Here is a 13484-nt window from a genome sequence, read left to right on the forward strand (position 1 = left end):
ATTCAAATGCTGAAATCCCAAATTTTAGTTAGCATTTCTAACTATACTTGGGGCGCCTGACTTTGTCAAAAATTTTTATGGCTTCACCCGATAATGGTAGCGGTAGGCGGTGCGGAACCCGGCGGAGGCGTAGAGGCGTTGTGCGGGCAGGTTTTCTTCCGTCACCTGCAAATAGGCGGAGTGCGCGTTGTAAAGCTGCGCCCACACGGCCAGCGTGCGCAAGATGGCGCGTGCGGCCCCGCGACGACGAAATTCGGGCAGCGTCGCCATGCTGAAGACGCCCAGCCAGCCTTCCTCGATCACGCCAAGGCCGACAGCCGCCGGCGTTGCGTCGGCGTAGAGGGTCACGAAGCCATGAAGGGGCGCAATGCGCTCCAGGATCGAGCGGCGCACTGCGGCCGCCCGATCGTCGATCCGCTCGGCGGCGCAGTACAGGTCGAACCAAGCGGGGTCGAACTCCTCGCTGACTTCGACCTCAAAGGCAGGATAGTGACGCAGCGAGGGCAGGCGCTCCAGCAAGGTGCGCAGCGGCGCAACCTGGACGGTGGTGGGCGCCTCCACTGCATAGCCGCGCGCGGCGAGCACTTCATCCAGCTCGGCGGGCTGCATCGCGTCACTGATTTGATAGCGCGCAGGCAGGTTGCGCTCTGCATAGAAACGCTCGACGTGCGCCAGCTTGGTTTCCAGCGCCAATGCGCCGTCCTCGCCGTTGGGCCAGACCGAATTGGCGCGCCGCGTGACGCCCTGTGCGCTGCGCAGCTGCCAGCCGCCGCAGCTTTCCACCTCGGCGGCAGGCCAGGCGTGGGCGGCGAGCGTTTCCAGCATGAGAATGGCTTGGGGATCGATCATCGTTGTGCAATCCTTTAATTTCAACGAGAAGCTTCATTGGAAACGAGTATAACAAAACGCCGGCGATTCCGGCGAGTGAAATCCCGAGGTTGTAACGATCTAACGCGGGCCGCATCTAACCTTTTCGGGAGGCAATACAAACTATGGAATTCACATTCAATCTGATTGAACCAACGACAAATGGCCATGAGGCCGAAGAACATGCATACGACGTGGTCATCATCGGCGGGGGGCCGGCGGGCGCCACTGCAGCGATCTACGCGGCGCGCGCCGGACTGAAGACCGCCGTCATCGACAAAGGGTTGACCGCAGGCGCCCTGGGAATGACATCCAAGATCGCCAACTATCCGGGCATCCCAGAGGCGATCAGCGGCGCCGAGCTGCTGCAGCGCATGCGCGATCAGGCCGCCTCGTTTGGCGCACGCTTCATCCAGGACAAAGTGCAGGCCGTCGACCTGCTCAGCGAGCCGAAGCTGATTTTTGGCAACGCCGGAACCTACAGCGGCCGCGCCGTGATCATCGCCACAGGGTCGATGGGCCGCGGTCAGCGCGTCAAAGGCGAGGATGAGCTGCTCGGGCGCGGCGTCTCCTACTGCGCGACCTGCGACGCCGCGTTTTTCCAGGGGCAGACTGTCGCCGTAGCCGGCAACAGCGATGAAGCGATCGAAGAGGCGCTCTTCCTGACGCGCTTCGCCGCTCACGTCCATCTGCTGTCGCCGACGCCCGAGCTCAAAGCGCCGCAGCATCTTGTGGAGGAGATCATGCACCATCCCAAGGTCACGGTGCATTTGGGAACGGTGGTGCGCGAGGTGTTGGGCAGCCAGCACGTCGAAGGGCTGCGCATCGCGCGGCGCGGGCAGGGCGAGAGCATTCTGCCCGTCAGCGGCGCCTTCTTCTACCTGCAAGGCGCGCAGCCGATCACGGACTTTTTACAGGGGCAGTTGGAAATCAGCGAGACCGGCTGCATTGTCGTCGATAGAGAGTTTCGCACCTCCTTGCCGGGCGTCTACGCCATCGGGGATGTGCTCTGCAATCACGTCAAGCAGGCGGTGGTTGCGGCTGCAGAAGGCGCGGTCGCCGCAATGGCCGTCGACAAAGAGTTGCATGGCCGCCGCCAAATGGCGGTGGATTGGTCAAAGTAAAAGCCGCAGATTAAGATTGGATGCATCTTTGGGGCGTGGCGTGGTGCAAGCTGCATGAAACGCAAGCGATGCCTCCACGCTACGCCATCCATAAAGACGCTCATCCAGGCGATTCGTTCATCAGATCCAAAAAAGAAAGGTGAAGAGCATGCAGGCAAAGGTCACGTGGCGCGGGGACATGGAGTTTGAGGGGACGGCGGACAGCGGACATACGCTGACGCTTGACGCCGCACCGGAAGTGGGCGGCGCCAACAAGGGGTTTCGTCCGATGGAGTTGATGGCGCTCAGCCTGGCAGGCTGCACGGCGATGGATGTGATCTCGATTCTGCGCAAAAAACGACAGGAGGTCACCGGCTTCGAGGTCCAGGTCCACGCCGAACGGGCCAAAGAGCACCCGCACGTTTTCACCGACATTCAGGTCACCTATGTGGTGCGCGGGCGCAACATCGACCCGGCGGCGGTGGAGCGCGCCATTCAACTTTCCGAGGAAAAATACTGCCCGGCGCAGGCCATGTTGCGTAAGGCTGCGCCAATTGCATTGAAATATGAGATTGTAGAAGAGGCGTAGCCGCTCTTCGCAGGCCCAACGAGTCGGCGACGAGAGAAAATCCCATCATCCGGAAAGCCTGAAGCTTTCTGGATGATGGAGGTGAAGAGTTTATCCGCTCGCCAGGCTATACACCTTCATGCACGACGACCACGCGCCCGCGCTGTTGGCCGAGGAGCATGGCGTCGATCTCGGCGCTGAGGTCGTGCAAGGAGACCTCTCGGGCCATGGCTTCCAGATTCGATAGCTTCCATTCCCCCGCCAACAGCTCCCAGACTCGTCGTCGCTCTGCAATGGGGACGTTCACCGAGTCGACGCCCAGCAATTTGACGCCGCGCAAAATAAACGGATAGACGGTCAGCTCCAGCGATGGCGACGCCGCCATGCCGCACGCCGCCACCGAGCCGCCATAGCGGGTGGAGCGGATCGCCGTCGCCAGGATGGCGCCGCCCACCGTATCCACGACGCCCGCCCAGCGCTCACGCAGAAGCGGCCGACCGGAGCGATCGTCGACTTCGCTGCGGGGAATCACGGCAGTCGCGCCGATGCGACGCAGATAGTCGGCTTCTTCCATTTTGCCGGTGGCGGCGACGACGGGGATGCCCAGCTTATGCAGCAACGCCACGGCAACGCCGCCGACGCCGCCCGTAGCGCCGGTGACCAACACCTCGCCGCTCTGCACGCCATGTTGAAGCAGCGCCTCCACGCACTGCGCCGCCGTGAAGCCGGCCGTGCCCAACGCCATGCTCTCGCGCAGGGTGAGGCCGGCCGGGCGTTTCACCGCCCAGGCGGCGGGCACGCGAATGTAGCCGCCAAAGCCGCCCGGCGTGTTCATGCCCAAGTCATAGCCGATGACGATCACCTCATCGCCGGGGCTGAAGGCCTCGACGGCGCTTTCCACCACTACGCCCGCAGCATCGATGCCGGGGGTGTGCGGATAGGCGCGCGTCACCCCGCGATGGCCGCTGGCGGACAGGGCGTCCTTGTAATTCAGCGAAGAATAGTGCACCCGGATCAACAGATCGCCCGGGGGCAACGCTTCGACGCTGCGCTGCACGACCGAACGGCGGAAGGAGCCATCGGGCTGTTCTTCCACCCAGAGAGCGTCAAACTGGATTGTCATGAAAGGGCTCCTGATCTCATGATACGGTATGGATGAATCCATCCACGCTGTGCGCGGTGGATGCGCTACACTATTGACCACGAACTATGCAGAGCGCCGACGTTGCTGCGCTGACGCGCATCACCATTCAAGACATGTTGGCGGCCTTTGGGTTGAACCGGCTGCGCCATGGGCGACGCCTGCTTTCAGCCCTCTGTCACAGGCCGGCGCAGCGTTTTGCGCGCACGGTCGCCGAGTTCGACCGTCGCGTCGCCGCGATGGGGCTGCAGGCCGCCGCAGCATGGGCGCTCGAGCGTTTTGCGACGACTGTGCAGGCCGACGGCATCGATTGCGTCCCCCAGGATTCACCGTTGCTCTTCGCTTCCAACCATCCCGGCATCGCCGACACGCTGGCGCTTTTTGCCACGATTCCCCGGCCTGACCTGATGACCGTTGCAGCGGAGCGTCCTTTTCTTCAAGCCCTTCCTCACATGGCGAGGCAACTCATCTTTGTAAAGGAAGACGGCGCTTCGCAGCTGAGCGTCGTGCGCGCCGTCGGGATGCATCTGCGGCGCAACGGCGCTGCCCTCACCTTCCCCGCCGGCTGCATCGAGCCGGACCCCGCCCATCTCTCCGGCGCCGTCGAATCGCTGGCGCGCTGGTCGCCGAGCGTCGACCTTTTCGCAAGGCTGGCGTCCGATCTCACCGTCGTCCCCACGCTGGTGAGCAACGTCTTCAATCCTCGCGCCCTGCACAACCCGCTCACTCGCCTGTACAAAAAGCCGGCCGACCGCGAGCGCTTTGCGGCCATGTTGCAGGCGATGGCGCCGCATCGCTTTCCGGCGACCGTCCACGTTGTTTTCGGCGAGCCTTTGCGAGCTTCCGCTTGCCGGGAAAAGCGCCAGCTTGCGCTTCATAACGAGCTGCGGAAAAGAATGGAAATTTTATTGGAACGACAGAGAAAATTGCGCAACGGCCAGACCTGAACTTCCCCAGTGACGCTGCGAAGCCGCCCGGAAAGGCCCGCCGATGGCGCGTTCACCGTTGCTCTGTCAGATACGCCTTGCCTTCATGTCCCTGGAGACGCACCCAAAAGCGGCCATGCTCGTCGATACGGCCCGCATCTTCATCTTGCAGGAGTTCGCGCACGGGCAGGTTGCTTAGCCCTGGCAGTGTGATCATCTCCTCGACCGGCTCAAGGGAAAAGTTGAGCGCCGTGACCTCTACCCCCAGATTGTCCGGCAGCTCGTGCACCAGGATCAACAGCCCAGGGGACTGTGCGTCAGGCACTGCGATCTGGCGGCTGGCGTAGAGTCGATAGCGCCTGCGCACGTCTAGCAGCCGTCGCAACTCGCTGACGAAAGAGCCGGGAGTGCGCAGCTGTTCGGGCAGTGAGCCGTAGAGCGCGCGAGCGCGCGGCAGACCCGCCTCGGAATGCGTAGCCGTCGGATTGACGTCCATGAGGTCATACGCGCCGCGGTTGATCCAGCGCGTGTCGCCGTCGGCCATGCGGTCGGCCACGGCTTCGGCGGGCAACGTCAGCGCGCCGACCAGGTCCCAGCCGGAGAGGGCGAAGACGCCGGGCTGCAGCGCGTTGTACATCGCCATCAGCAGATGGGCGCGCTGAATTGCAGCGACCTGCTCATCGTCGAGATGCTCCAGGTCGCGGAGGCGCAGCGCGGCCGCAGCCAGCGACGCCATGGTGCAGGCCACGCCGTTGGTCGTGAAGCGCAGGTTGTAGGGGGTCTCCGGGCCGGCGAGCCGTTCGTACATGAGCGCCCGAATCTGTTCGCGCAGCTCGCCGCCGCTGAGCTCGCGGCCGCCGAACGCGTAGCGGTCGTCCTTGTGCAACGTCCAGAAGTGCACCAGCTCCAGCGTCAACTCGTCGTGATTTTGCAGCGCGTGCACCAGCGAGGCGGGGTCTACGCCGGCGCTGTGCATTTCGCGCAGCATCAAGCGCAGGAATTCGGCGTCGCCCGTGACGAGCGCCACGTGATAGGCCGGACGCGTGATGAAATCATAGGAAAGGTCGGCGCCTCCGCGCGACATGATGGCGATGTCGTCCACGGTGAGATTGAGCTCCTGGAAGGTGAAGCCGCCCATCTTGCGCACCAGCCCGGCGATCAGCTGGTTGGCGGTCACCGAGAGGGGGTGCCCCTCGGACCACACCGAGCCGTCGACGCGGCGCTCGATGCCGAGAAAGCCGTTGGCGTCGAGCCGCAGCATCGACGCGCCGAGCACGCCGAGCGAATGGAGCGCGTCGCCTAGCACCAGCCGCTGCGCTGCGAACGACGGGTCAAGCCAGTTGAGCGTCGGCTGTCCTTCCTTGAAATAGTGCAGATAGACCCAGCGCCGCGCAACGCCGTCGACGCCCACCACGACGTCGGTGGCGCTCCAGTCCGTCTCTTTGACGCCTGGCTCGTAGAAGATCGTGCGCGGCAGCGGCCCGACGATATACCCTTTGTCGCGCAAAGCGAGGACGCTGGCGTGCGGCAGGTTGACGGAATCTCTGCCTTCGGGAACGGGCGGCAGGAGCGGCCAGTCTTCAGGCGCAATCTCGACCATGTGATAGATGCCCGGATACTCTCCATAGGCGCGTTCGGCGAGGCGGAAGTCCGGCCCCTTGCCGGTGTGGCCTGGCACAATGTCGTCGATGACGATGGCGCCATGGGCTTTGGCCGTCTGACACATGGCGATGAACTCTGCGGTCGTCCCCAGCGCCGGGTCGATCTCCAGGCCGATGCGATCGAAGTTGCCGTCGATCGAGGGCGTGAACGTGCGGGCGCTGACGCCGCCGGCGCGCTTCATCGGGCCGGTGTGAACGGCCTGGATGCCGATTTCGGCGAAGGTGCGCCAGAGCGCCGGATCGCCCAAAGTGCGCAGCACCGATTCGCCCGGACGGGTGATGATGGCGTTCGGATAGGCTGCGAACCAGACGGAGGCCATCGCCGCCGCTGCGCGAGGCTGGGCGTTGGCGTAGGGTCGGCGCCACAACGCGCCGTTGGCGATGTAGCGGCGGCGGATGGCTGCACTCTGTTCCAGCATGGCGTGCTCGAGCAGCCAGCGGATTTCGTCGTCGCCGGGCGGCTGCGATGGATGCGTCGCGTGGGCAGGATCGTTCATAGCTCCCCCTTTTTACGTTCCATTATGGATCGTGAGAGGGGGTTTTGCATAATCGGTTCTAAAAATAGCTTTCACGTAAAAAGGCGCAAAGCAAGAAAGCCTTTGCGCCTCCGGGACATTTTCATCGTCGGCGGAGCTTGCGGCGCCGTCAGGGTGTGTCGTCTGTTCGGGTCAGGCGCCAGGACGCCACAGCGGCTCCGGCGCGCCCCGCATGTAATTTTCATAGCGCGCCATTACGAAGAGCGCGTCCGAAAGACGGTTGAGATAGGCAAGCGCATAGGCGCCGATCGGTTCTTCCCTTGCCAGCGCGGTGACATCGCGCTCGGCGCGACGGCAAACCGTGCGCGCCACATGCAGGTGAGCGGCGCCCGGCGACCCGCCCGGCAGGATGAAATTTTCCAGCGGGCCGACGACGGCCGTCATCTCGTCGATCAGCTTTTCCAGCCGCTCGACGTGTCTGGCTTCGATCTGAGGGATCGGATAAAGGGCTTTGTCCTCTTCGCGGAAGGCGAGGTCGGAGCCAAGGTCGAAGAGTTCGTTTTGAATCTCAGGCAACACCTGCGACAATTTTTCACATAGCCCATAAGCCAGCGCCAGGCCGATCTGTGAATTCAGTTCATCCACCGAGCCATAGGCGGCGACGCGCAGATGATCCTTGGGCACGCGCTGGCCGCCGCCCAGCGAGGTTTCCCCTGCATCCCCTTTTTTGGTGTAGATTTTGGTCAGTCTTGGCATCGTCCATTTGCTCCTAGCACATCTTCAACGGTCAGCCAGCCGCTTTCCGGAAACAATCGGGCGATCTGCGGCGCGAAGAGCGGCGACGTCGCCAGGACGTCCGCCGGAGGGCCTTCGGCGATGATTTCGCCCTGGCTCATCAGGATCACGCGGTCGGCGATGGCCGCAGCCAGCTCGACGTCGTGGGTGACGACGAGGATCGCCATGCCCTCGTCGCGCCATTCGCGCAGCATCCGCTCCAGCTCCTGTTTGGCCGCGTAATCCAGCCCGCGCGTCGGCTCGTCGAGCAGCAGGGCGCCCGGCTGCGTCACACTGATGGCGGCCAGCGCCACTCGCTGCCGTTCGCCGACGCTGAGGTCGCGCGGGTAGGCGTTCATCTTGTCGTGGAGCTTTAGCCGCTGTAGCAGCGCTGCAATTTTGCGCTCCTCCGCATCCATCCTGTGATTTCGCAGCGTCACCCGCAGCTCTTGCTCCACGCTTTCGGCGAAGAGCAAGGTGTTGGGGTCTTGCGGCAGATAGCCCACCTTGCGGCAGATGTCGGCGACCTGCTGGCCGGCGATATTTTGTCCGGCCACCTCAATGACGCCGGCGTGCGGGCGCACCAGCCCCACCAGTGAGCGCAGCAGGGTGGTCTTGCCCGCGCCGTTGCGTCCCATCAGCACGACGATTTCCCCGGGCCACAGCTCGAGATCGATCCCGCGCAACGCCTCCTGCTGGCCGAAGCGCACCTTGACCCCGCGCGCCCGGATAGAAGGCTCGCCGTTGCGCGCCGGTTGTGGCTTCGACCGGCGCAGCGCGGCGACGCTGTGTTCGGCGAACCAGGGGCGGCTGAAGCGCAAGCCCTCTTTGATGGTCAACGGCAGGGGGCGCCAGCCGAGCGCCTTGCCGAGCCTCACCAACGGCGGCGCAAGCTCGATCTTTCCCATCATCGTGCGCACGTCGTCGAACAGGACCGGTCCATCGTCGTCGGGCAGATAGAGAATGCTGTCTACGTACGGCAACACGCGTTCGAGCCGGTGTTCGGCCAGAATGATGGTCAGCCCTAAATCCTGATTGAGCCGCACCAGCGAGTTCAGGACGTCTTCGGCGGATTTCGGGTCGAGCTGAGAGGTCGGTTCGTCCAGCGCCAGGATGGAAGGCCGCAGCGCCAGCGCGGCGGCGATCGCCACGCGCTGACGTTCTCCGCCGGAAAGCGTCTTGATCGGGCGGTCGCGCAGCGGCGTCAGATCGAGCAGGTCGAGCGTCTCCTCCACGCGTACGCGCATCTCCTGTCGCGACATGGCGGCGTTTTCCAGGGCGAAAGCGATCTCATCCTCGACGGTTTCGGTGACGAACTGCGCCTCCGGGTCTTGAAAGACAAAGCCGACGTGGCGACTGAGCACGCGCGGGGTGACGCTCACCGGGTCAAGCCCCGCCACATGGATGGCGCCGCGGAGAACGCCGCCGCTGAAGTGGGGCGTCAATCCGTTGAGACAGCGCAACAGCGTCGATTTGCCTGCGCCCGAAGGGCCGATCACCAGGATCAACTGCCCTTCCGGCAGCTCCAGGGAAACGTCGTTCAACGCCGGCGACGCGGCGTCTGGATAGGTGTAGGTGACATGCTCAAGACGAATCATTGCGTTTCCCTTTACGAAAGAGCCGGCGCCAGCAGTCCCAGCGTCGCCAGCCCGATGCGCCAGTCGAAAGCAGGCCAGCTGAGCGCCGGATAGGGGTAATAGAAAAGCGTCTCCCGCGCAAAGAGCGGCAGCAGATAGGCGAGCGCCGCCGCTCCTGCAGCGACCGCCACCAGCCAGTCGCGCGCTCGCCATTGCTCTGGGCGATAGACGGTGTGCGGATGGCGACGACCGGCGCGCCAGAGGCCTGTCAGCAGCAGGAGCGCGCCGAACGCCAGCAACGCAGCCCCCGCCTCCTGCTGTCGCCAGACGATTTGCAACAACCAGCCCGCAACGAGGCCGACAAAGCCGGTCAACGTCAGCATTTGCGGCCAGCGGTCGCGCGTCTCGACGCCGCCGGCGAAACCGCGCGCCGTCATCGCCTCGGCGAGCTGCAGCGCGCGCTCCATGCCGCCTTCCAGCAGCGGAATCAGCAACGGCAGCCAGCTGCGCACCCCGCGCAGCCGATGGCCGCGCACCGCCTGCGCCTCGCGAATCTGCTCAATCTGCTGCAAGGTGGTCGGGATGAACGAAACTGCGATCGATGTCACCACCGCGACCGGATAGAACGCACGCGGGATGAGGCGCAGCAGCGAACGCACCGATGTCGCACGATTCAGCACGCTGAAGCCGAGGAAAAGGCTCACCAACGCTGCGCCGTTGAGCGCGCCATACGCCAACGCCTCCAGCGTCCACGCGCCGCCCAGCAGCGGAATCCACGGCGGCAGCGTAAAGAGCACGGTGGCGCCGACGTGCACCATCGCCATGTTGAACAGCGCAGCCGTCGTGATGACCAATAGGCTGAAGCGCACAGGCGAAAGCAACGTTGCGTGGGGAGACTCGGATGGAGCCGCGCAGCGCCGGCGCACAAACGCAACGCTGGCGATCACCAACCCCAGATACCAGGGATTGCGCGTCAGCGTGGCGATGACTACGATCGCAGCGACCCAGGCCATCCATGCCATGGAATGGATGCTGCGCCGGAGATGCGAGGCTGCGCGCCATGCGTTTGGCGTCAACGCGCCCTTCACCGAGACGTCCATGCAGCCTCCGCGCATTTCTCGCCGGCCGCCGCGACTGCCGGCGTATAGACAAACGCAAAACGACGCTGAAAACGACGCAGGACGCGCAAAAGCGCCGCGCCGGCGACCGCCACCAGCAGCAAATTGCCCGCCGCCCGCGCCAGGTCCCACGCCAGCGAAGTGACGACATAAAAGACCAGATACCGCTGCACCGTCTCCCAAGCGCCGACGCCCGGCGTCCAATGCATCTGCGCCGGACCCACGGCGAACGGCCAGAACCAGAGATTCATGATGGCGCCGTAAAGCAGCCCCCAGTAGGCGGCGAAGACGGCGAGCGTCCAGAGTTCAACGCCCGGCGCCTGGCGCGTGGCGCCTGGTGCGTGGCGCGTCAAGAAGATGCGCTCCAGCGCCGCTGCAACAGGGCGACAGAGCGGCGCAGTCAGGCCCACCCATCCGGCTGCGACCATCTGATAGGGCAACCAGGGGCCGACGCCGCCGGTCACGAGCGCCGAGACGAGTAAGGTCAGCGCGCCGAGCAGAAAGCCAAAGCCGCTGCCGAACACATAGCCGCCCAGGACGATCAGCAAAAAGACGGGGCTGAAACCGCCTGGGCCCGGGATCGCCGTTTCGATGAAGCGCAGGGTGGCGTTGATCGCCACCAACACGCCGAGCAGGGCAATTGTCTTTGCGCCGACCGCGTCCTGCTGCACCTCAAGCAGGAGGACGACGAAGCAAAGGCCCACCAGCAATGTCATCATCAGGGCGCTGTCGTTGGCGTGCGCGGAGACGCCGTTGACTTGCTGGGTCACTTCCGGCAGCCAGAAGGGGTAGAGAAAAGCGCCAAGCCCGACCAGGCTGGTCAGGCCGTAGGTGAGGAGGCGCAGCGCGCGCGTCATGGGCGCCTCCGCGCGCTGCGACGCAGCCACACAATCAAGAGCGCCGCAACCGGCAACGCCGCCAGCGCGCCGAGCAGCGCACCCACCGCCGCCACAGGCGAGGGCGCCGCAGAAACGGTCTCCTCATTTTTTGCTGTGGCGTCCTCATGCGTCTGACCGTCATCTCGTTGTTCGCCGGCCTCGCCGCTGCTTTGCTCCCCTGCCCCCCTGTCCCCTGCGCCCTCGTCTGAAGTCTTCGGCTCTGAGATGGGCGTCGTTTGCTGCGTCGCCATCGAGGAGGCGCAAATTTGCTCAAAGGTCATCGGCGGCGGGGGCTCGGCCGTTTCCCCGGCGCTCGCTCCCCAGCGCCACCCCTCGACGTCGCCGTGACGCACGGTTGTGTTGCCCGCGCCGAGATTGCTGTACACCCATTCGCCCCCTTTCAGCCGCCAATAAGACCAGTAGAAGCAGGGGCTGCTTTCACATTGACAGAAGCACGATTCTTGTGGAAAGTTGCATCCTTCGCCGTCGATGCGGCAGACGGCGACGCCCATCGCTCCGGCCTCCATCGCCAGGTCGAGGCCGCTGCGCATCAGCAGCTCTGCACCGCTGAGCGAGGATTCATCGAAGGCCACGCAGCGCGCTGCGATGCTGCCGTCGCCGTGCGCGATCACCAGGCCGGCGCGATTTCCCTCCTGGGCCATCGCAGGGGCGGACGCCAGCAGCGCAAGAATCATCGCTGCGCAATAGGCCAGACGGCGCAAGAGGGAGACATGCGCCGCGCCTGACGGCGTCACAAACGATGAAAATTTCGCCGAAGGCGCAAAGCTTTTTGTTTTTCTTGGCGCCTTCGCATCTTTGCGCCTTTGCGTTGAATCCATCTTCATATCGGCCGGTGTAGAATGAGCATGGTGGGCGTCCGCCGCATCGCTGCAAAGTGCAACCTGTGTCCGGCGTTACTCCTGCTGTTCGAGCAGCAGTCGCAGCCTCCGGTCGGCGCAGAACTCCAGATCGCGCACCGCAATGGGATGGCTATGCCCCAAGAGTGCAGGCACGGCCTGCGCCGTCGCCAACAGGTTGGCGCCGGTTTCTGGCTGCCACTCGAAAGCGCCCTCAGACAGCTGCAGGCTGAGCAAGAAATCGAAAGGCGTGGCGCCGTTCTTCGTCCAATCCTCGCCGGCCGGGTCGCCGCCGGCGGCGAGGATCGCCTGGATCACGTAGGCGGTCGAGTTGGCGTCGGCACCGTATTCGGGCGTCTTCGGGTCGTAGACGAAGCCGCCGTTCTCCTGCTGTGCGCTGGCGAGGAAAGCCAGCGCCTGTGCAATCGCCGGAGAATCGGCAGGCTCTCCGGCGGCGATCAACGCCTGAACCGCCAGCGCCGTGGTGTTGGTGTCGGTTCCGAAGCCGGCCTGCCACTCCCAGCCGCCATTCTCCTGTTGTTGCTCTTTTAAGGAGTCCACGGCGTCGGCGGGGATCGTCTCGCTGACAGCCGTTGCGCCGAGGATCGCCCAGGCGTTCGGGCCGCTGTCCGCTGCGTAGGCGCCGAGGGTTTCGCTGTAATGGAAGGAAGGTTTCACCGTGCGCGCAGGGCGGCAGGCGTCGGCTGCGGCGAAGGCGACGGCCAGCTTGCCGGCGGGCGCTGCGCCGCTGAGGCTGTAGCTGCGCGCCCGCGGCAGGAGATAGGCGTCAAGCGAGCGCCCATCGCCCTCCGCTCGCCAGTCTTCTGGGCGCTCATGGTTGGCGCCCAACGCCATTAAAACCTCTACGGCGCTGCTGAAGCTCTCGCCGAAGCCGCCGGTCTCGGGGTCTTGCTGAGTGCGCAGCCACGCCAGCGCGCGCGCTGCGGCCAGCGCCCGGTCGGGTGGCGTCTGCGCGCTGCCAAAAGCGCCCCAACGCCACCCCTCGATGGCGCCGGTCTGGGAGATCACCGAGGAGGCGGCGCCCACAGGATAGCTCTGCCAGTTCTCTCCATCCCAGAAGTTGTAGCTCCAGAACAGGTCCGGATTGCAGAAGCAATCATCCGCCGGACACCCGACCCCTTCGATGGCGCACACGGCCGGGCCGAAGGAGGTCTCGGCGACGGTGACATCCAGCCCGGAGGCTTGCAGAGCCTCCAGCCCGGAGATGGGCGCGTCGAATTCGACTTCACGGACGACGCTGCGGCGATCATCGAACTGGACGACGATTGCGGCGGTGTTGAGCGTCTCTGTCTGCGCCGCCCTTGCGTCAATCTCCTCGCTTGCAAAAATCACTGTGCGATCGGCCGCATGGGTGACGGCGAAAACCGCGGCTGCAGGAGAGAGCAGCCACAGCGTCGCGCCGACCAATACGACGGGCAGAAGCGTTGCGATTGACAATACTGTTTGCCGTTTCATCCTTCTCCTCACGCTTTCTTTTGCCGTTGTTCCACATACGAATCAGCGCCGCCCTTCCCAAC

The 13484-nt window shown here is 64.5% G+C and carries 12 protein-coding genes; 3 read left to right on the top strand and 9 right to left on the bottom strand.

The genetic code is table 11. The annotated features are described in order from the left end of the window. Positions 1-75 precede the first annotated feature (75 nt). Positions 76-849 (bottom strand): GNAT family N-acetyltransferase, encoded by a 774-nt coding sequence (locus tag Q0367_RS06770; protein WP_298981299.1) that lies wholly within the window; start codon positions 847-849, stop codon positions 76-78. A 143-nt stretch (positions 850-992) separates the two neighbouring features. On the opposite strand from Q0367_RS06770, the gene Q0367_RS06775 reads away from it, so the two are divergent. Beyond that, positions 993-1991, top strand: coding sequence for an NAD(P)/FAD-dependent oxidoreductase (locus Q0367_RS06775; RefSeq protein WP_297640573.1), 999 nt, complete (start codon positions 993-995; stop codon positions 1989-1991). A 148-nt stretch (positions 1992-2139) separates the two neighbouring features. Further along, the gene (locus Q0367_RS06780; RefSeq protein WP_298981300.1) at positions 2140-2559 is read left to right on the top strand and encodes an OsmC family protein; all 420 of its coding nucleotides are present in this window, start codon (positions 2140-2142) and stop codon (positions 2557-2559) included. A 106-nt stretch (positions 2560-2665) separates the two neighbouring features. Here the strand turns inward: Q0367_RS06780 and Q0367_RS06785 are convergent, their stop codons facing one another. Next, positions 2666-3661, bottom strand: a complete 996-nt coding sequence (locus Q0367_RS06785) for a YhdH/YhfP family quinone oxidoreductase (RefSeq protein ID WP_298981301.1) — start codon at positions 3659-3661, stop codon at positions 2666-2668. A gap of 86 nt (positions 3662-3747) precedes the next feature. On the opposite strand from Q0367_RS06785, the gene Q0367_RS06790 reads away from it, so the two are divergent. Continuing rightward, positions 3748-4626, top strand: coding sequence for a hypothetical protein (locus Q0367_RS06790; protein ID WP_298981302.1), 879 nt, complete (start codon positions 3748-3750; stop codon positions 4624-4626). 52 nt (positions 4627-4678) lie between these two features. Here Q0367_RS06790 and treS read toward each other — a convergent pair whose 3' ends face one another. The 7 genes from treS to Q0367_RS06825 form a co-directional block, all read right to left on the bottom strand. Next, complete coding sequence (gene treS, locus Q0367_RS06795; RefSeq protein WP_298981303.1) at positions 4679-6763, bottom strand: maltose alpha-D-glucosyltransferase; 2085 nt, start codon at positions 6761-6763, stop codon at positions 4679-4681. Between the two features lie 171 nt (positions 6764-6934). Continuing rightward, positions 6935-7498, bottom strand: coding sequence for a cob(I)yrinic acid a,c-diamide adenosyltransferase (locus tag Q0367_RS06800; protein ID WP_297640582.1), 564 nt, complete (start codon positions 7496-7498; stop codon positions 6935-6937). Further along, positions 7486-9114 carry an ABC transporter ATP-binding protein gene (locus Q0367_RS06805; RefSeq protein WP_298981304.1) on the bottom strand — a complete coding sequence of 543 codons (1629 nt, stop codon included), beginning with the start codon at positions 9112-9114 and terminating at the stop codon, positions 7486-7488. The genes Q0367_RS06800 and Q0367_RS06805 overlap by 13 nt, the downstream gene beginning before the upstream one ends. An 11-nt stretch (positions 9115-9125) precedes the next feature. Next, the gene (locus Q0367_RS06810) at positions 9126-10193 is read right to left on the bottom strand and encodes an energy-coupling factor transporter transmembrane component T (RefSeq protein WP_298981305.1); all 1068 of its coding nucleotides are present in this window, start codon (positions 10191-10193) and stop codon (positions 9126-9128) included. Then, the gene (locus Q0367_RS06815; RefSeq protein ID WP_298981306.1) at positions 10178-11068 is read right to left on the bottom strand and encodes an ECF transporter S component; all 891 of its coding nucleotides are present in this window, start codon (positions 11066-11068) and stop codon (positions 10178-10180) included. Before Q0367_RS06815 ends, Q0367_RS06810 begins: the two co-directional genes overlap by 16 nt. Beyond that, positions 11065-11844: a hypothetical protein gene (locus Q0367_RS06820; RefSeq protein WP_298981307.1), complete on the bottom strand. Its 780-nt coding sequence runs from the start codon at positions 11842-11844 to the stop codon at positions 11065-11067. The genes Q0367_RS06815 and Q0367_RS06820 overlap by 4 nt, the downstream gene beginning before the upstream one ends. Positions 11845-12003: 159 nt before the next feature. Next, entirely contained in the window at positions 12004-13422 is a 1419-nt protein-coding gene (locus Q0367_RS06825) for a prenyltransferase/squalene oxidase repeat-containing protein (RefSeq protein ID WP_298981308.1), read from the bottom strand. Positions 13423-13484 lie beyond the last annotated feature (62 nt).

It is taken from the genome of uncultured Caldilinea sp. (genome assembly GCF_937128415.1).
GTDB lineage: Bacteria > Chloroflexota > Anaerolineae > Caldilineales > Caldilineaceae > Caldilinea.